The organism is Mycobacterium sp. E796, assembly GCF_001672815.1.
Classification (GTDB): Bacteria; Actinomycetota; Actinomycetes; order Mycobacteriales; family Mycobacteriaceae; genus Mycobacterium.
Genome location: NZ_LZKK01000350.1, coordinates 47,105 through 65,111, shown reverse-complemented (window position 1 = coordinate 65,111; position 18,007 = coordinate 47,105). Strand labels below are relative to the sequence as shown.

At 68.4% G+C, this 18,007-nt stretch carries 17 protein-coding genes and 2 pseudogenes; 11 read left to right on the top strand and 8 right to left on the bottom strand.

Translation table 11 applies throughout. The annotated features are described in order from the left end of the window. Positions 1-93 (bottom strand): annotated as a pseudogene (locus A5706_RS35385) (hypothetical protein); the annotation flags it as partial. A gap of 89 nt (positions 94-182) precedes the next feature. Between A5706_RS35385 and A5706_RS29010 the strand changes: the two are divergent. Continuing rightward, complete coding sequence (locus tag A5706_RS29010; protein WP_231985454.1) at positions 183-770, top strand: hypothetical protein; 588 nt, start codon at positions 183-185, stop codon at positions 768-770. Here A5706_RS29010 and guaA read toward each other — a convergent pair whose 3' ends face one another. From guaA to A5706_RS28990, 4 genes are read right to left on the bottom strand one after another with little or no spacing between them, the layout of a single operon-like run. Continuing rightward, positions 771-2,357 (bottom strand): glutamine-hydrolyzing GMP synthase, encoded by a 1,587-nt coding sequence (gene guaA, locus A5706_RS29005; RefSeq protein ID WP_156767396.1) that lies wholly within the window; start codon positions 2,355-2,357, stop codon positions 771-773. Continuing rightward, complete coding sequence (locus tag A5706_RS29000) at positions 2,350-2,727, bottom strand: SRPBCC family protein (RefSeq protein ID WP_068139087.1); 378 nt, start codon at positions 2,725-2,727, stop codon at positions 2,350-2,352. Before A5706_RS29000 ends, guaA begins: the two co-directional genes overlap by 8 nt. Continuing rightward, positions 2,724-5,552, bottom strand: a complete 2,829-nt coding sequence (locus A5706_RS28995) for an RND family transporter (protein WP_068139084.1) — start codon at positions 5,550-5,552, stop codon at positions 2,724-2,726. Before A5706_RS28995 ends, A5706_RS29000 begins: the two co-directional genes overlap by 4 nt. Further along, entirely contained in the window at positions 5,549-5,977 is a 429-nt protein-coding gene (locus A5706_RS28990; protein ID WP_068139080.1) for an MmpS family transport accessory protein, read from the bottom strand. Before A5706_RS28990 ends, A5706_RS28995 begins: the two co-directional genes overlap by 4 nt. A 193-nt stretch (positions 5,978-6,170) precedes the next feature. Between A5706_RS28990 and A5706_RS28985 the strand changes: the two genes are divergently transcribed. The 3 genes from A5706_RS28985 to A5706_RS28975 are packed head-to-tail and all read left to right on the top strand — an operon-like array spanning position 6,171 to position 8,424. Continuing rightward, complete coding sequence (locus A5706_RS28985; protein ID WP_068139078.1) at positions 6,171-6,968, top strand: SDR family oxidoreductase; 798 nt, start codon at positions 6,171-6,173, stop codon at positions 6,966-6,968. A 13-nt stretch (positions 6,969-6,981) separates the two neighbouring features. After that, complete coding sequence (locus A5706_RS28980; RefSeq protein ID WP_068139075.1) at positions 6,982-7,818, top strand: SDR family oxidoreductase; 837 nt, start codon at positions 6,982-6,984, stop codon at positions 7,816-7,818. 12 nt (positions 7,819-7,830) lie between these two features. Then, on the top strand, positions 7,831-8,424 hold the full coding sequence (locus A5706_RS28975) for a TetR/AcrR family transcriptional regulator (protein WP_068139072.1): 594 nt from the start codon (positions 7,831-7,833) through the stop codon (positions 8,422-8,424). Between the two features lie 7 nt (positions 8,425-8,431). On the opposite strand, the gene A5706_RS28970 is transcribed toward A5706_RS28975, so the two are convergent. Further along, entirely contained in the window at positions 8,432-9,628 is a 1,197-nt protein-coding gene (locus A5706_RS28970) for an acyl-CoA dehydrogenase family protein (protein WP_068139069.1), read from the bottom strand. A 60-nt stretch (positions 9,629-9,688) separates the two neighbouring features. Here A5706_RS28970 and A5706_RS28965 point away from each other — a divergent pair, with 60 nt between their 5' ends. Next, a complete protein-coding gene (locus tag A5706_RS28965; protein ID WP_068139067.1) occupies positions 9,689-10,333 on the top strand; it encodes a TetR/AcrR family transcriptional regulator in 645 nt (214 codons plus the stop codon). Here the strand turns inward: A5706_RS28965 and A5706_RS28960 are convergent. Continuing rightward, on the bottom strand, positions 10,296-10,904 hold the full coding sequence (locus A5706_RS28960) for a TetR/AcrR family transcriptional regulator (RefSeq protein WP_068139063.1): 609 nt from the start codon (positions 10,902-10,904) through the stop codon (positions 10,296-10,298). The genes A5706_RS28965 and A5706_RS28960 overlap by 38 nt on opposite strands. 71 nt (positions 10,905-10,975) lie before the next feature. Here A5706_RS28960 and A5706_RS28955 point away from each other — a divergent pair, with 71 nt between their 5' ends. After that, a complete protein-coding gene (locus tag A5706_RS28955) occupies positions 10,976-12,079 on the top strand; it encodes a cytochrome P450 (protein ID WP_068139060.1) in 1,104 nt (367 codons plus the stop codon). A gap of 300 nt (positions 12,080-12,379) precedes the next feature. On the opposite strand, the pseudogene A5706_RS34670 reads toward A5706_RS28955, so the two are convergent. Beyond that, positions 12,380-12,964 (bottom strand): annotated as a pseudogene (locus A5706_RS34670) (PPE family protein); the annotation flags it as partial. Positions 12,965-13,209: 245 nt separating this feature from the next. Here A5706_RS34670 and A5706_RS28945 point away from each other — a divergent pair. The 5 genes from A5706_RS28945 (at position 13,210) to A5706_RS28925 (ending at position 17,986) form a co-directional block, all read left to right on the top strand. Beyond that, complete coding sequence (locus A5706_RS28945; RefSeq protein WP_068139053.1) at positions 13,210-14,754, top strand: MFS transporter; 1,545 nt, start codon at positions 13,210-13,212, stop codon at positions 14,752-14,754. A gap of 31 nt (positions 14,755-14,785) precedes the next feature. Next, on the top strand, positions 14,786-15,610 hold the full coding sequence (locus A5706_RS28940; RefSeq protein ID WP_068139051.1) for a class I SAM-dependent methyltransferase: 825 nt from the start codon (positions 14,786-14,788) through the stop codon (positions 15,608-15,610). Further along, positions 15,607-16,407: a class I SAM-dependent methyltransferase gene (locus A5706_RS28935; protein ID WP_068139048.1), complete on the top strand. Its 801-nt coding sequence runs from the start codon at positions 15,607-15,609 to the stop codon at positions 16,405-16,407. The genes A5706_RS28940 and A5706_RS28935 overlap by 4 nt, the downstream gene beginning before the upstream one ends. Then, positions 16,404-17,294, top strand: coding sequence for an alpha/beta fold hydrolase (locus A5706_RS28930; RefSeq protein WP_068139106.1), 891 nt, complete (start codon positions 16,404-16,406; stop codon positions 17,292-17,294). Before A5706_RS28935 ends, A5706_RS28930 begins: the two co-directional genes overlap by 4 nt. Positions 17,295-17,566: 272 nt before the next feature. Beyond that, positions 17,567-17,986 carry a hypothetical protein gene (locus tag A5706_RS28925; RefSeq protein ID WP_068139045.1) on the top strand — a complete coding sequence of 140 codons (420 nt, stop codon included), beginning with the start codon at positions 17,567-17,569 and terminating at the stop codon, positions 17,984-17,986. Positions 17,987-18,007 lie beyond the last annotated feature (21 nt).

The window sequence follows — 18,007 nt, the reverse complement described above, 5'->3', positions numbered from 1 at the left end:
CGGGTCGGGGGCTCGCCCGGACATTGCAGCCATCCGCCTGCGCAGAGATTCCAGCTGCTCAGCGCGGTTATCGGAGGCCAAAGCCGCGGTCATGACTGCCTCCTATTCGAATATATGTTCGATACATTTGCGAGTAAACACCCACCCTCCGACAAGCGTCAAGAAACGTGAGAGGCTGCTTTATGCGTTCGGTGCTGGTGTGGCTGATGGTGCTTTTTTGCTGCACTTTTTCGGCTCCAAGCGCCGCCGCCCCCTGCCGACCGGCGGAGCTGTTCGCCACCGACAACACCGATCCCCTGTTCGAAGCGCAGGCCACCGCGGCGATCGCGTCAAGCGGCGCGACGGTGACGGGATCGACCCCGCTCGACGGGGTGTACTGGTCGAGCGCGCTGCAACGGAACACCCGGGAGCCCTCGCGGGAATTCCACCTGTGCGGCGCCGACGGCTCGTTGCACACCGCCGCCGAGGCGCTGCGCCGCCAGTTCGACCAGGAAGCGGTGCTGACCTTCGACTACGAGGGTGCGCCCGAAGACGACGCGATCATCATCGCCGTGCCGGGCGTCGACATCGCCCGCTTCGGCGACGCGCTGGCGTCCGACCCGGTCGCCCGCGACCGCATCCGGGGTGGATCCGTGACCACGACTGACCACACCCTGATCCTGGTCGCCGGCAACGACGATCGAGATGTCGCCCGCCGACTCGTCGCCGAGGCCGGCGGGAACTGGGAAGCCGCCACGATCGCCCACGGCAAGCGCGAATTCGTGGAGTAACTATTCCCACTCGATGGTGCCGGGCGGCTTGCTGGTGATGTCCAGCACCACGCGGTTGACCTCGGCCACCTCGTTGGTGATCCGGGTCGAGATGCGCTCCAGCACCTCGTAGGGCACCCGGGTCCAGTCGGCGGTCATGGCGTCCTCGCTGGACACCGGCCGCAGCACGATCGGGTGACCGTAAGTCCGGTTGTCGCCCTGCACGCCGACCGAGCGGACGTCGCCCAGCAGCACCACCGGGCACTGCCAGATCTGCTTGTCCAGCCCGGCGGCGGTGAGCTCCTCGCGCGCGATCGAGTCGGCGCGCCGCAGCGTGTCCAGCCGCTGCGCGGTGACCTCGCCGACGATCCGGATGCCTAGGCCCGGCCCCGGGAACGGTTGGCGCGCAACGATTTCCTCCGGCAGACCCAGCTCCCGCCCCACCGCGCGCACCTCGTCCTTGAACAGCAGCCGCAGCGGCTCGACGAGCTTGAACTTCAGGTCATCAGGCAGGCCGCCGACGTTGTGGTGGCTCTTGATGTTCGCGGTGCCGCTGCCCCCGCCGGACTCCACCACGTCGGGATACAGCGTGCCCTGGACCAGGAACTCGACCTCAGACCCGCTGTCTCCCACGATGTCTCGCACCGCGCCCTCGAACGCCCGGATGAATTGGCGGCCGATGATCTTGCGCTTGCCTTCGGGGTTGGTCACGCCCGACAGCGCCTGCAGGAAGGTGTCCGCGGCGTCGACGGTGACCAGGTTGGCGCCCGTGGCGGCGACGAAGTCGCGCTGCACCTGGTCGCGCTCGCCGGCGCGCAGCAGCCCGTGGTCGACGAACACACAGGTCAGTCGGTCGCCGATGGCGCGCTGCACCAGCGCGGCGGCCACCGCCGAATCCACCCCGCCGGATAGCCCGCAGATGGCGTGGCCGTCACCGATCTGGGCGCGCACCTGCTCGACGAGCGCGTCGGCGATGTTGGCCGGCGTCCACTCCGCGCCGAGCCCGGCGAAGTCGTGCAGGAACCGGCTGAGCACCTGCTGCCCGTGCGGGGTGTGCATCACCTCCGGGTGGTACTGCACCCCGGCCAGGCGCCGGCCCCGGTTCTCGAAGGCGGCCACCGCGGCGCCCGCGCTGCTGGCCACCACGTCGAACCCGTCCGGCGCCGCGGTGACCGCGTCGCCGTGGCTCATCCAGACCGGCTGAACGTCGGGCAGGCCCGAATGAAGTTCTCCGCCAAGGACTTTCAGCTCGGTGCGGCCGTACTCGCTGGTGCCGGTGTGCGCGACCGTGCCGCCGAGCGCCTGCGCCATGGCCTGAAATCCGTAGCAGATGCCGAACACCGGCAGCCCGAGGTCGAACAGCGCCGGATCGAGCTGCGGGGCCCCGTCGGCGTAGACGCTGGCCGGCCCGCCGGAGAGCACGACCGCCACCGGGTCCCGGTCCTTGATCTCCTCGACCGAGGCGGTGTGCGGGATGACCTCCGAGAACACCCGCGCCTCGCGGACCCGCCGCGCGATCAACTGCGCATACTGCGCGCCGAAGTCGACGACCAGCACGGGCCGGGGCGAGGGGGTTTCCACGGCAGCCAGCTTAGTGGCATCAGCGATCACCGGGCTCGAGCCAGCTCCTGGTGTGGCTCAGCAGCGTGCCCGCGCCGGTTTCGGCAGCCAACTCGAACTCGACCGACATGGCGGGCAGGTGGGGGGCGTACTGCATCCAGCACAACCGCGTGCCCGGCTCCATGGAGGTCACGCGGCACAGCGCGGTGTCGTCGCGGCCGTGACGGCGGCGGATCAGCCGAAACGACGTGCCGACCTGGAGGCGTTCCTCGCCGGCGGGGTGCTCCACCGCGTCCCAGGCGTCATACCACTCCGCGATGCCGGCGACGGTGGAGATCAGCTCCCACACCTGGTCGGGCGGCGCGGCGATGCGGATCGACTCGGACAGCCGCTGGTGTCTGGTGCGGCGGTGGATCATGGGTGCACGCTTTCCGTGAGGGCCCGCACTGGAACGGCGGGCGTCGCAGGGCGGTGACCGGAGCCCACTCTTTGAGGCCACCAGAACCACCGCCCGAGCAGGGCGGCGATCGACGGTGTCATCAGCGACCGCACGATCAGCGTGTCGAAAAGCAGGCCGATGCCGACGATCGTCCCGAACTGACCGATCATCTGCAGGTCGCTGAACACGAAGGACGCCATGGTGAACGCGAACACCAGGCCCGCGGAGGTCACCACCGCCCCGGTTCCGCCCATCGCGCGGATGATTCCGGTCTTGATTCCGGCGCCGATTTCCTCTTTGAACCGCGAGACGAGCAACAGGTTGTAGTCCGATCCCACGGCCAGCAGCACGATCAGCGCCATCGCTATGACCAACCAGTGCAACGGAATACCGAGAATGTCTTGCCACACCAGCACCGACAGCCCGAACGACGATCCCAGCGACAGCACCACGGTCCCGATGATGACCAGGGCCGCGACGACGCTGCCGGTGATGACCAGCATGATGATGAAGATCAGGCAGGCCGCGGCGATTCCCGCGATCAGCAAGTCGTACTTGGCCGCGTCGCTCATGTCCTTGTACGTCGCGGCGGTGCCACCCAGGTAGATCCTGGCATCTTCCAAAGGCGTCCCCTTGAGGGCGTGACGCGCGGCCTTCTTGATGGCGTCGACGCGCGAGACGCCCTGGGGGGTAGCGGGATCCCCGTCGTGGGTGATGATCAGTCGCGCGGCCTTGCCGTCCGGCGAGAGGAACATCGCCAGGCCGCGTTTGAAGTCGGGGTTGTCGAAAACCTCCGGCGGCAGGTAGAACGAGTCGTCGTTCTTGGCCGTGTCGAAGGCTTTCCCCATCGCGGAGGCGTTCTGCTGCGCGGCGTCCATCTGGTCCAGCAGGCCCGCGAACGTACTGTACATCGTCATGGTCATGGTACGCATGCTCGTCGTCGCGTCGATGATCGGCGGCAGCAGCGAAATCAGCTGCGGCATCAGGCTATCCAGCCGGTCGGTGTCCTTGACCAGACCGCCCAGGTCGTCGGTGAGCGTGTCGACGCCGTCGATCGCATCGAATGCCGATCGCAGTGCCCAGCAGATGGGAATGTCGAAACAATGTTGCTCCCAGTGGAAGTAGCCGCGCAGCGGGCGGAAGAAGTCGTCGAAATCGGCGATGCGGTCGCGCACTTCGGTCGTGTCATCGACGATCCGCTTCGTCTGGCCGGCGACGTCGTGTGTGGTGGCGGCGAGCTCGCGCATCATGGCGAGCATGCGTTGCATGGTGTCGATGACGCCGGTCATCTGATCGGCGATGGCCCGCATGTCGGCCATGCGGTCATGCAGGTACTTCATGTTCTCGGTCAGCGTGGTGCCCTGCATGCTGATTTGAAATGGGATGGAGGTGTGCGTGATTGGGGCGCCCAACGGACGGGTGATGGATTGAACGCGGGCGACGCCGTCGGCTTCGAACACGCCCTTGGCCAGCCGGTCCAGCACGAGCATGTCGGCGGGATTGCGCATGTCGTGGTCGGCCTCCACCAGCAGCAGGTCGGGGTTCAACCGGGCGGGCGAAAAGTGCCGCTCGGCCGCGGCGTACCCGATGTTGGACGGGGTGATCCGGGGTAGGTAATTGCGGTCGTTGTAACTCGTCGTGAACGACGGCAGGGCGAGCAGCCCGACGAGCGCGGTCGCCGACGCCGCCGCGAGTATCGGTGCGGGCCAACGGACGACGGCGGTTCCCACCCGCCGCCACCCGCGCGTCTTGATTTTCCGTTTGGGATCGAACAGGCCGAATCGGCTGCCCAGCGTGACGATGGCCGGGCCGAGCGTGAGCGCGCCCGCCACCATGGTGAACATCCCGATCGCGCACGGCGCGCCCAGGGTCTGGAAGTAGGGCAGCGTGGTGAAGCTGAGGCAGAACATCGCGCCGGCGATGGTCAGGCCCGAGCCGAGGACCACGTGGGCGCTGCCGCCAAACATGCTGTAGTAGGCGGCCTCGCGGTCCAGCCTGGCCTGCCGAGCCTCCTGATATCGGCCCACGATGAATATCGCGTAATCTGTGCCCGCGGCGATGGCGAGGATCGGCAGGATCTGGACCGCGAAGGTAGAAAGCCCGATAATTCCGTGGCTTCCGAGAAATGCGATCACCCCTTGCACGGCGGGCAGTTCGATGAAGACCATCAGCAGGGTCAGCAGGACGGTGACCACGGAGCGGTACACGATCAGCAGCATCAGCACGATGACCCCGACCGTCACGCCCATCACCTTGCGGGCGCTCTTGTTACCGAACTCGAGCTGATCGGTGGTCACGGCCGCCGGGCCGGCGACGTACGCCCGGACCCCGATGGGCGCCACCGCACTTGACACGATTCCCCGGACGGCGTCGACGGACTCGTTGGCCAGTGTCTCGCCCTGGTGACCCGCGAGGAAAACCTGAACGTAGGCGGCCTTGCCGTCGGCGCTCTGCGACCCGGCCGCGGTGAGCGGATCGCCCCAGAAGTCTTGGATGTGCTCGACGTGCTTGCGGTCGCGCGCGAGCCTGCGCATCAGGTCGTCGTAGAAGCGGTGCGCCGCTTCGCCCAGCGGCGCCTGGCCTTCCAGCACGACCACGACCGCGCTGTCGGAGTCGAATTCTCCGAACACCTGGCCGATACGCTTCATCGCCTGTATCGCCGGGGCGTCGTCGGGGCTCATCGAAACGGCGTGCGCTTCCCCGACCGCTTCCAGTTGCGGTACAAAGACATTGGTGACGGCGGCCAGCCCGAGCCAGAAAAGCAGGATGGGCACCGACAGCCGGCGGACCGTTCGCGCGATCACGCGGACTTCACCAGGCAATAGGTTTGCGGGTGGATCCCAGATGCCGTTCGCTGGGCCTTGACGTCGCCGTTCACGGTGATTCGGCAGCCGATGACGTCACCGTCGCCCTGCGCCACGACATTCACGCTGACCGCCGGAGCGGTCGTGGCCACGCTGTACGTCCACGGCAGCCGCATGCCGTCGACCCGCTGCGGTGCGGCGTCGACGTCGAGATAGTTGATGTCCGCCACGGCCCCCTCCTGCCCAAAGACCTCCAGGGTCACGCGCTTGGGGTTGAAAGGCTTGATGTCATCCGAGCGGGCGCCGACGACCGACGTGCCGCCGCGCGCGCCGAAGACGCCATGTAGCCGGTAGACGGCGAAACCCGCGACGCCGACCAGGACCACGACGACCAGCGGAATCCACGCGCGTTTGACGACACTCATCCTCACTCCGGTCCGATCAGAGTTGGTTGGTCAACTAACTGACACGCTAACCACTGCGATAGCGACGACGCAAGATAACAGTTGATTATGGGCAACTTACTGCCAGAAAATCCGGCGCCCAAGCTTCGGTGCTTGCCAGCCATTGCGGCCAGTGTTAAGTTAGGCAACTAACTCGATACGGAGGTTCGCACGCATGAGCATCAGTGCAGATCGGTTCGGCCCGTGGGCGGTCGTGACGGGCGCGTCGTCGGGAATCGGGCGCGAATTCGCCCATCAGGTCGCCGATTCCGGCATCAACGTGGTCCTGGTCGCGCGGCGCCTGGCCGTACTGCAGGAGCTAGGGGAAGGGCTGAGCCGGGGCTACGGCGTCGACTACCGGGCCGTCGGCGTCGACCTGTCCGACCCGGGCTCGCTGAGCCCAATCGCCCAGGCCACCAAAGACATCGACGTCGGGCTGCTGGTCTCCAATGCCGGCACGGCCCTGCCCGGCGCCCTCGTGGGCTCCGACCTGCAGGCCCAGCGCGCGATCCTGCGGCTGAACACCGCCGCACACCTGGGCTTGACGCACCACTTCGGTGAACGGCTGGCGCGGCGCGGCCGCGGCGGCATCCTGCTGGTCTCGGCGCTCGGAGCGGTGAACGGCGTGCCCTACATGGCGCACACCGCGGCGACCAAGGCCTACATCACCAGCCTCGGCGCCGGCCTGCACGGCGAACTGGCGAAGCAGGGGGTGCACGTGACGGTGCTGCACCCGGGGCCCACCCGCACGCCGGCGCTGGGCGACCTGGGCCTCGACCCCGACAAGATGCCGATATCGCCCATGGCGCCGGACGTTTGCGCCCGTGAGGCGCTGCGCGCCCTCGAGCGCAATCGGGCCAACTGCATACCTGGACGAATCAACCGGGTGACCGCCGCGCTGGTGCCGGCTGCCATCACCCGCTCGGTGATGTCGCGGATGTTGTTGCGGCCCACCCTGGCCGAGTCCAAATAGGCGCTCGAAATATATGGACAGGCCCATCTGCCTCATCACCGGAGCCACCGACGGCATCGGCAAGGTCACCGCGACCGAGCTCGCCCGCACCGGCTACTACGTGGTGCTGGCCGCGCGCAACCAGGCGAAGGCCGCCAGCGTCGCAACCGAAATCGTCGCGTCGACCGGCAACCGCGACGTCGCTTACCTCACCGCCGACCTCAGGTCGCTTACGCAGCTACACCGGCTGGCCGAGGCGTTTAGGGCCCGCTACCCGCGACTGGACGTGCTGATCAACAACGCCGGCGTCATCATGCCGCAACGCGTGCTGACAGCCGACGGATACGAGACGACGTTTCAGGTCAACTACCTGGCGCAGTTCTATCTCACCCAATTGCTGCTCAACGAATTGGAAAAAAGCCCGCAGGGCAGGGTCGTCAACCTCAGCTCGAGCGTCTACCGCGCCGGCAAGTTCGAACCGGACAACCTGCAGAGCGAACGCCGTTTCTCGACGATCCGCACGTATGCCGCGTCCAAGCTGTGCGTGCTGCTCTTCACCATCGAACTGGCGCATCGACTGCGCCCGACCCGCGTCACCGCCAACGCCGCGCACCCCGGCATCGTCCGAACGCCGATGATGCGGGGAGCCGAAGGGGTCTTTCGCGCGATCTCCCTTGCGGCGCTGCCGTTTTCCCGCTCGGCAGAAAAGGGCGCGGCCACATCGCTGTTCCTCGCCGCCTCGCCGGACGCGGCGACGGCCTCCGGCCAGTACTTCGCCAACGCCGCGCCGAAGAACGTCAAGAGCGCCTACAACACCCCGGAGAACAGGGACCTGCTGTGGAACCTGAGCATGGCCGCGTGCCGTCTATAGTCCGTGAGTGATATGGCTGACTTAACCGACGCCGACGGTACCGCCCCCGCGACGTCCCCGGGCAAGCGCGAGCGACTGATCGCCGCCGCCTGCGACCTGTTCTACCGGCAGGGCATCGCGGGCACCACGCTCGCGCACATCGCCGAGGCCGCCGAGGTCCCGCTGGGCAACATGTATTACTACTTCAAGACCAAAGACGACATCGTGGCCGCCGTCGTCGAGGCGCGCACCGAGGAAATCCGCGCCGCGACCGCGGCCCTGTCACGCCGGTACGGGAGCCCCAAGGCGCGGCTCAAGGCGCTCGTCGGGATGCTGGCCGAATCGGGCGAGGCCATCGCCGACCACGGCTGCCCCCTGGGTACGCTGTGCACCGAGCTCGCGAACCAGTCGGGCCGATCACCGGCCCTGACCGCCCCCATCATGCAAACCTTGCTGGACTGGGCCGAGCAGCAATTCCACGCGATGGGTCGCCGCGACGCGCGCGACCTGGCGCGCGACCTCGTCATCGCCTACGAGGGCAGCGCGGTGCTGACCAACGCGCTGGCACAGCCCGACCTGATGGCGCACGAGGCCCGGCGCATCGAAAAGTGGATCAACGCCCTATAGATCGGTGTCACAGCAGGTGCGTCGGTTGGCTGATGCCGAATTGGGCGTTGGCGTAACGCTTCAGCGCGGACGGGCTGAAGTACACGTGCTGGCCGACGGTGTGCAGATCCCGGAAGCATCGCTGCAGCGGATGGTCCGCGTGCACTGCCCCCGCGCCGGTCAGGCCGAACGTCGTGTCGACCGCTTGGCGCGCCGCACGCATCGCCTGCTGTGCGGCGAGCTGGAAACGAGCGCGCTGCTTCAGCGACGGCGCGTCCCCGGCGAGGGCGGTGTCCCACAGGGAGCCGGCCTCGTCGAGAACGAACGCCCGCGCCGACCGCAAACCCGCCTCCACGCCGGCGAACTCGACCTGCGCGACGGGGTCCGCGGCGAGCGGTTCGAACGTGCCGGCGCGGGTCTTCGTGGGCGCCAGGTCGGCGAATTCGTCGAGGGCGCGCCGTGCGATCCCGAGCGGGACGCCGACGAGGGCCACCCCCACCATCGTGAAGAACGGCAGCCGCCACAGCGTCCCGTCGTGCCGGGCCGGCCCGAAGAACGGGGCGATGGTGTGTTCCTCGGCGATGCTCAGGCCCCGGGCCACCACGTCGTTGCTCCCGGTGCCGCGCAACCCCAAAACGTCCCAGTTGTCGACGATTTCGGCGTCGGCGCGGGGGAAGAAACCGAGGCGCCAGTCCGGGCCCTGTCCCGGGATCATTCGCGGCGCCTGACCGTCGTCGAACACGAACATCCCCGTCAGTAACCACTCGGCGTGGCGGCAACCGCTGGCGAACGGCCATCGCCCGTCGACGGCGAACCGGCTCCCGCCGTCGGGGACGGCCCGGCCGGTGGGGGAAAACACGGTGGCCGCCAAGAAGTCCGCGTTCGAACCGAACAAGTCCTCGGCTACGGCCGGCTCGAGCCAGGCGGTAAATGCGGGTGCGCCGGCGCCGATGGCCGCGATCCAGCCCGTCGAGCCGTCGGCGCGCGCCAATTCCTCGATCATCTCGATGTAGTCGACCGGGGCCACTTCGAATCCGCCGAGCGCGCGCGGTTGCACCGCCCGGAAGACGCCGGCCGCACGCAGCCGCGCCACCAGCTCGATCGGCAGCGTGCCGAGCGCCTCGGCGTCGTCGGCGGCCCGCGTGATCTCCGTTGCCATGGCGCGGGCTACCGCCGTGGGATGGTCGCCGTCGGCCAAAGTGGCGGCGCGTGTCGCGGTTGTCATGTCGGCTCCCCTTTTTCTGATACAGTAATCTGTAATAGATACAGGAGCATGTACTGAAATATGGGATCTGTCAAGAGCCAGCCCCCGCGCCGCTACGACTCGAGCCGTCGACGCCAACAGGCCCAACAGAATCGGCGCGCGGTGCTCACGTCCGCCCGCCAACGCTTCCTGGTGCAGGGCTATGCCGCGACGACCATCGCGGAGATCGCGCGGGACGCCGGCGTGTCGGTCGAGACGGTGTACAAGGCCTTCGCAACCAAGGCGGGGGTGCTCAAGGCGCTCTTCGACGTGTCCGTCGCGGGTGACGACGAGCCGATCCCGATGGCCGAGCGCGACGTCATCCAGAAGGTGCGCGACGCCCCGGACGCCGCCCGCAAGCTCGAGCTCTACGCCAAGCACCTGGCCGCCACCATGCCGCGCAGCGCCCCGGTCCAACTGCTGGCCCGCGATGGCGCCGCGTCGTCGGCTGACGCCGCAGAGGTCTGGAAGCAGATCCGGCACGAAACCCTCACGGCCATGACGATGTTCGCCGCCGGCCTCGCCGGCACCGGACAGCTTCGGGTCAGCGCCACGCAGGCGCGCGACATCCTGTGGACCTACCACGCGCCCGAGCTCTACGAGCTTCTCGTGCTCGAACGTGGTTGGTCGGCCACCCGCTACGGCAAGTTCATCGCCCAGGCGTGGATCGACGCCCTGCTCGGCTAGAGCCCGACGCGGCCTGGATCACGGCGTCGACGACGCTGCGGATTCGGGCGGCGGCTTGATCGGGGTCGGGCTGACCGGCGTCCAGCCAGGCGATGACGGCGTCGATCGTCATGGTGGGCAGCAGCCGCGCCGCCCAGTTGCGCCAACCTTCGTCGGCGATGCCCTCGAGGTGGCGGCGGGTGATCTCGGCCGAACGCTCGACGAGGGTGTCGATGATGTCCCGGAAGTCGGCTTCGCGGGCGGCATGGCGGTAGAGCAGCCGGAACGTGTCGGGATCGGCTGCGGCGGCGCGGATTAGCGCGGGGATGCTGGCGTCGTCGAAGTCGTCGGGGCCGGTGGCTTCGCGAAGGCGCGCGTGACCGCCCTCAACGACCTCCCGGTACAGGTCGGCCTTCGAGGCGAAGTGCCGGTACAGGATCACCGGGGTGACACCGGCTTCCGCGGCGATGGCGTCTAGTCCGGTGTTCGCGAAGCCGCCGCGGGCGAAGGCGCGCGTAGCGGCCTCGAGGATCTGTTCCCGCCGTTGCGCGCGGGGCATCCGCCGGGTCGACTCGGACCGGACCACCGTCATCTCAGCCTCCTCTTGTCTAGAGGAGAGTGTACAAGTAATCTTGTATAACTTGCTGTATACAAGGTGGCGCCATGACAGCGATTCATGCGGTGCGCACGCCGGTCGGCCACGAGGCCTGGCTGGTCACCGACTACGCGCAGGTGCGGCGGCTGCTCGACGACGATCGCCTCGGTCGCTCGCATCGGAACCCCGAAACCGCCTCTCGCACGGGGGAATCCGCGCTGTTCGGTGGGCCGCTGGGCGACTTCGACACCGAGGAGGCCGATCACTCGCGGATGCGCGCACTGCTGCAGCCCCACTTCTCACCGCGGCACCTGCGGTCGCTGGAACCCAGGGTCACGGCGCTCACCGCCGGCCTGCTGGACGAACTTGCGGCGCAGGGATCCCCGGCCGATCTGCACGCGCGCCTCGCGCTGCCGCTGCCCATCCTGGTGATCTGCGAGCTGCTCGGGGTGCCATACGCCGACCGTGAGCAGTTCCGGGCCTGGGCGGAGGACGCCGGCAACGTGCGCGATCACGCCCGCTCCGAGCGCGGGCTGGCCGAGCTGTTCGATTACGGCCGCCGGATGGTCGAGCGTAAACGCGCCCATCCCGGCGACGACGTGATGTCGCGGCTGTGCGCCACCGACGGCGTCTCCGACGAGGAGGCCGCCACGATGTCGATGTCCCTGCTGTTCGCCGGGCACGAGACCACGGTGGTCCAAATCGGGCTGGGCGCAATGCTGTTGCTGACCAATCGCGATCAATGGCGGGCGCTCGTCGACGATCCCGCGCTGATCCCCCACGCCGTCGAGGAGCTGCTGCGGGCGACGTCAGGTGGCGGCGGTGTGGGCGGAGTTCCGCGCTACGCGCGCACCGACTTCGACATCGACGGCGTGGCCATCCACGCCGGGGACCTGGTGCTGCTGGACATCAACGCCGCCAACCACGACCCCACGGCCTTCCCCGACCCGCAGTGTGTCGACGTCGCCCGCAAGGAGACCGCCCACCTGACGTTCGGGCACGGCGCTCGCTACTGCATCGGAGCCCCCCTGGCCCGCATCGAGCTGAAAACCGTTTTCGGACAACTGATTCCGCGATTTCCGTCGATGCGCCTGACCGTCGATCCCGAGACACTGCCGACGCGTCGCGATGTGCTGGCCGGCGGGCTCGCCGAACTCCCGGTGTCCTGGTGAGGATTGCTACGGCGGGAGCGGACTGGTCGGCGGAGGCGGAGCAGGCGGAGCCGGTAGAGCTCCGGTAGTGATGAGCGAAACGGCGTCGGCTTCGGCTTCGGCTTCAAGCCCTCTGCCCAGCCTAGCCATTCCGTCGGCGAGCTCTTCCACGCTGCGTTCGACGTCTTGCACCGGGGGTGGTACGGGCATCGCCGCGAGGGGACGGGCAACATTGTTCAATAGCTGGAGGTCAGCCCGGAGCGCGGCTTTGCCCGTCTCGGATGCCAGGTCGACAACCACGTTGGCCTGGGTTCGCGCGGGGGCGAGCGCCGCGGCGATTTGAGCCCAAGGGGTAGCACCGAGGGCCACCGCCGGAGTCGCCTGGGCCGATGGCAATTGCTGCCAGGGCGCCAGTTGGGCGACCACCGCCGACGCCGCGCTGTGATAGCCCGACAGCGCGGCGACGTTCTGGGCCCACATCTCCTCGTATGCGCCCTCGGTGGCCGCGATCGCCGGGGCGTTGAACCCGAACAAGTTGGAGCGCACCAGCGACAGCAGCTGCAGGCGGTTGCCGGTGACGGCCGCCGGGTGCGTGATCGCCGCCTTGGCCGCCTCGAAGATCTCGGCCGTCGCACTGGCCTGCGCAGCAGCTCCGGCGGCCTGAGCCGCCGATGCGTTGAGCCACTGCGCATACTGCGCGGCCACGCCCGCCATGGCCGCCGACGCCGGACCCTGCCAGGGCCCGTCCGCCAGGCCCGAGGTCACCGAGGAGAACGAGTCCGCGGCCGAGCCGAGCTCGTCGCCCAACCCGGCCCAGCTCGCCGCGGCGGACAGCATCGGCCCCGAGCCGGCGCCGGCATACATCTGCGCGGACGTCACCTCTGGTGGCAGCACCGCAAAACTCATCACAGCCATCCCTTCGTATGGACATGCGTGCCAGGCGAAACAGGTCGGAGGCGATACGACTGTATTGCACCGTGGGGCGAAAATCCACGATTTCGGAAAAGCCCCTCTAGGGGAGTCGCGTCCGCCCGGGATCGGGCAGTTCTGGTTCCACATCCCGCGGGACGCCGCCATGTCACCCTACTCGTAGGACGTTTTTTTAAACTTTCTACTTGATTTATTTGTCTCCTAGCCTTAGCGTCTTGTGCATGAGTACCGAACCCGTCTTCCCGATCTTCAAAAACCGCCCGATCGCCGCGCTCGCCGTCATCTGCCTCGGCGTCTTCGTCATCAGCGTCGACGCCACCATCGTCAACGTCGCCCTGCCCACCCTGTCGCGCGAACTCGGCGCCGACACCGCCCAGCTGCAATGGATCGTCGACGCCTACACGCTGGTCATGGCCGGGCTGCTGCTGTCGGCCGGCAGCCTGTCCGACCGCTACGGTAGGCGAGGCTGGCTCAACTCCGGACTCGCGCTGTTCGCGCTCACCTCCGCCGTTGCCGCGCAAGTGAATTCGGCCGACGCGCTGATCGCGGCCCGCGCCGCCATGGGCATCGGCGCCGCGGTGATCTTCCCGACCACGCTGGGCCTGATCACCAACATCTTCACCGACTCGGTCCCACGCGCGAAGGCGATCGGGCTGTGGGCGGCCATGGTCGGCGTGGGGGTGGCCGTCGGGCCGATCAGCGGCGGCTGGCTGCTCGAACACTTCTGGTGGGGCTCGATCTTCATGGTCAACATCCCCATCGCGGCGCTGGCCATCGCCGGGGGGATCCTGTTCGTCCCCACCTCGCGCGACCCCGCGGCGCCACGCGTCGACGTCCCCGGCTTGATCCTGTCCGCGGTAGGAATCACGACGCTGGTCTACACCGTCATCGAGGCGCCAACCTGGGGATGGACCAACGTCCGCACCACAGCCGGATTCGCCCTCGCGACAGCCGTTCTCGCCGGTTTCGCGGTGTGGGAGCGGCGCAGCACCCACCCGATGCTGGACGTCTCGGTGTTCGGCAATCGGCGGTTCTCCGGCGGCAGCCTGGCGATCACCGCCGGCTTCCTCACCCTGTTCGGGTTCATCTTCGTCATCACGCAGTACTTCCAATTCATCAAGGACTACACCGCGTTTCAGGCCGGCATGCGGCTGCTCCCGGTCGCCGTCTCCATCGCGGTGGCCAGCATCCTGGGACCGCGACTGGTGGAACGAATCGGCACCACGGCCGTCGTCGCCGGCGGCCTGACCGTATTCGCCGCCGGCCTGGCGTGGGCGTCCACGGCCGATGCCGCCACGCCCTACATCCAGATCGCCCTACAGATGCTGCTCCTCGGCGGTGGTCTGGGCCTGACCGTTTCCCCGGCCACCGAGGCCATCATGGGATCGCTGTCGGTCGACAAGGCCGACGTCGGCTCGGCCGTCAACGACACCACGCGCGAACTCGGCGGCACCCTCGGCGTCGCCATCGCGGGCAGCGTCTTCGCGTCGGTGTACTCCGGCCGTCTCGGCACGGCCGCGTTGACCGGACTGCCCGCCGACGCGATGCGGCGCTCGATGGCGGTGGCGCACACGGTGATCGGACGGCTGCCCATCCAACAGGCGGGCCACGTCCGCGCCGTCGTGGATCGCGCCTTTCTCGACGGCATGCAGGTGAGCTCCCTGGTGTGCGCGGGCATCGCGCTGGGCTCCGCGATCGTCGTGGCCTGGCTCCTGCCGGCCCGCGCGCGCCAAGCGACGCCGTCCCCCGAACTGGCCAGGGCCTAACAACTCCCAACCACAGAAAGGCAGGAAACCAATGAGTACAACCGAAAGCAGCTATGTCCTCGGGCACGCCGACGAGGAGGTGCAGCGGCTGCTCCTGCAGGGACGGCTCTACGACGGCTACACCGAGCACGCGCTGCGGCTGGCCGGGCTGCGACCGGGCATGCGGGTGCTCGATATCGGCAGCGGGCCCGGTGACGTGTCGTTCGTCGCCGCCCGGCTGGTCGGCCCGACCGGAAGCGTCCTCGGCGTCGACGCCGCGCCCGCGATGGTCGAGCTGGCCCGCACCCGCGCCGCCGAAAAGGGGTTGGCCACGGTGCGTTTCACGCAGGCCTCGATCGACGCGATCGCCCTGGACGAACCGGTCGACGCGGTGGTCGGCCGGCTGATCCTGATGCACCTGCCCGACCCGGCCGCCACGCTGCGGCGCCTCAGCTCTCTGGTGCGCCCCGGCGGCGTGATCGCGTTCGCCGAGATCGACATCACCCGGGCGCGCAGCGTCCCGGAGCTGCCGCTGTTCAGCCAGGTGATTGCGGGCATCGTCCGCGCCTTCGAGGCCATGGGCATCAGCCCGCGGTTCGGCACCACGCTGCACACGGTCTTCGCCGACGCCGGCCTGGGGGCGCCGCAGTTGGCCATCGGCGCGCCGATCGGCACCGCCGCCGACGCCGACATCCTCGCCTACGGCGCGGAAGTCTGGCGGCTCGTCTCGCCCATCGCCGAACAAGGCGGATTTGGCCTCGACGATCTCGGCGACATCGGCGAGTTCGTGCCGCGTTTCCGCGAGGAGGCGCTGGCGGCCGACGCCCTGATCACCATGCCTTCCATCATCACCGCATGGGCGGAGGTGCTGAAATGACCTCGATAATCCAGGCCCAGTACTCGACAGGCTTGTCCCGCAGCAACATCGAACGCGCGCTGCTCTCCGCAGGGATGGACCTCGACCACCTGGCGCCCGCCGACCTGGCGATGCTGGAGGACTTCCACACCATGGGCCGCATCGCCACCGCCCAACTGATCGACCTGGCCGGGATCACCAATGACAGCGACGTCCTCGACGCCGGCAGCGGCGTCGGCGGCACCGCGCGCTATGTCGCCGACCGCTTCGGCGCTCGAGTCACCGCGGTGGACCTCACCGACGAATACTGCGAAACCAACCGCTGGCTCAACGGGCTGGTCGGACTTGGCGACCTGATCTCGGTTCGTCAGGCCGACGTCACCGAACTCCCCTTCGCCGACGACACGTTCGACGTCGCCATCAGCCAGCACGTCCAGATGAACGTGGCCGACAAGGCGCGCCTGTACTCCGAGGCGCATCGGGTGCTCAAGGACGGCGGGCGGCTCGCCCTGTGGGACATCACGATTGGCGGCGGCCATCTCGCGTATCCCCTGCCCTGGGCCGACGAAGCCGCGCGCAGCCACCTGGCGACCCCCGACGACCTGCGCGCCGCGGTCGAGTCCGCCGGCTTCACCGTCACAGCGTGGAACGACCTCACCGACGAGGCGGCCGCGGTCATGCAGGCCATCCTGGCCCAGCCCGACGGCCCGCTGGGCCTGCACGCCTTCGTCACCGACTTCCGCCGAAAGGCCGAAAACCTGACGCAGGCCCTGGCCGACGGGCGCCTGCGCGCGATCCAGGGGCTGTGCGAACGATGAACACCCTGGCGCCCAACGCGATTCCGGACCAACACTACACGCTGGGGTGGAGCGGCGGCCGCGGCGAGGTCAGGTTCCTCCGGCGGCCGGACGGCTCCCGGTTGCGCTACTTCACGGCGGGAACCGGCCCACCGCTCGTCCTGCTGCATACCGTCCGCACGCAGCTGGACTACTTCCAGCGAGTGGTGCCTGCGCTGTGGGACGACTTCACCGTGTACGCGCTGGACCTGCCCGGCATGGGCTGGTCCGATGTCGTACCCGGCGCCCGGTATGGGGAGGCCGAATTGCGTGGTGCAGTCGTCGAATTCGTCAGGACGCTAGACCTGCGTGACGTCACGCTGGCGGGCGAATCGATGGGTGGCGCGCTCGCGCTGCTGGCCTCGATCGAGCTGACCGACCGGGTGAGCAACGTGATCGCCTTCAACCCCTACGACTACCCCGGCGGCCTCGAGCGCGGCAACTGGTTCGCCCGCGTGATCGGGACGGGCGTCCGCCTGCCCGGCTCCGGCCCGGTCTTCGCCGCACTAGAGAATCGCCTCATCCTGCGCGGCGTGCTGGCCGGCGGCTTCGCCGACGACAGCGCGCTGCCGAAGGACTTCCTCGTCGAGCTGCGCCGCAGCGGCCGCCGTCCCGGCTACCCCCGGGTGAGTCGGGCCATCATGCGCGTCCTCCCCGGGCTGATCAACGCGAAAGACCGCTACCCGCAGGTGAAGACGCCGGTCACGCTGGTCTACAGCGAGCACGACTGGTCGCGCCCCGCGGAGCGGGACCAGGTCGCCCGCCTCCTGGGTGTCCGGGCCGTCACGGTAAGCGGCGCGGGCCACTTCTCGGCCCTCGAACGCCCCAATGAGATGGTCCGCATCATCCGGAACGCCCGGGGACGTTGAGCGGCCAGGCCAAACGAAACCGCCTATTCGCCAGCCGTATTCGGGGAGGCCGTCGAGCGTCCACCGGATGTCCCGCAGGCGCGGATGAGCCCGTGGGACTCGCCGCGGTGTCCACTTTCGCCGGAGCGATGGCCGGCAACCGGCGAAACGACCCAACCACGAACGTATGTCGCGATCTACCAGTCGTCCCTGTCCACACGAGAATAGTGTGCGCTCTATGGAGCGACTATCCGTGGGATTGGCGGTGTTCTACGACGGGAGAGGTCATGCCAATGTTCGGCAATAAGGACCAGGCGGCCAAGGATGAGGCCAACCGCGCCGCGGGGCTCGAGGCGGAGCGGCTGATGGCGCTGGCACCGGCGGAGCTGGCCGCAGAGCTCATGCCGGCGTTCGGCCCACATGGAGCAGCGCCGAATGCCAAGCCATTACCCGGTAACCCGGTAAGCCTCCGCTGCGTCGAGCTCACTGAATGGCTGCTTTCCGGTGCACCCCTGCCCCTGCGGAGCCCGCTGGCGCCGCGCTTGGAGGGCGCCCTACGGGAAGCCGTGCAGGTGCTCGAGCATGCCGAATTGGTCTACTTGAGCGGCCAGGGGGAAAGCATTAGCAATCAGAAGTGGAGCGCCACACGTTTAGGTTTGTCGGCCCTGGCCGAGGGTGAGGCGGTTGTCAGGCGGCGCATCAATGATCGGTAGGAGCCGCGCGACACCCGCAGG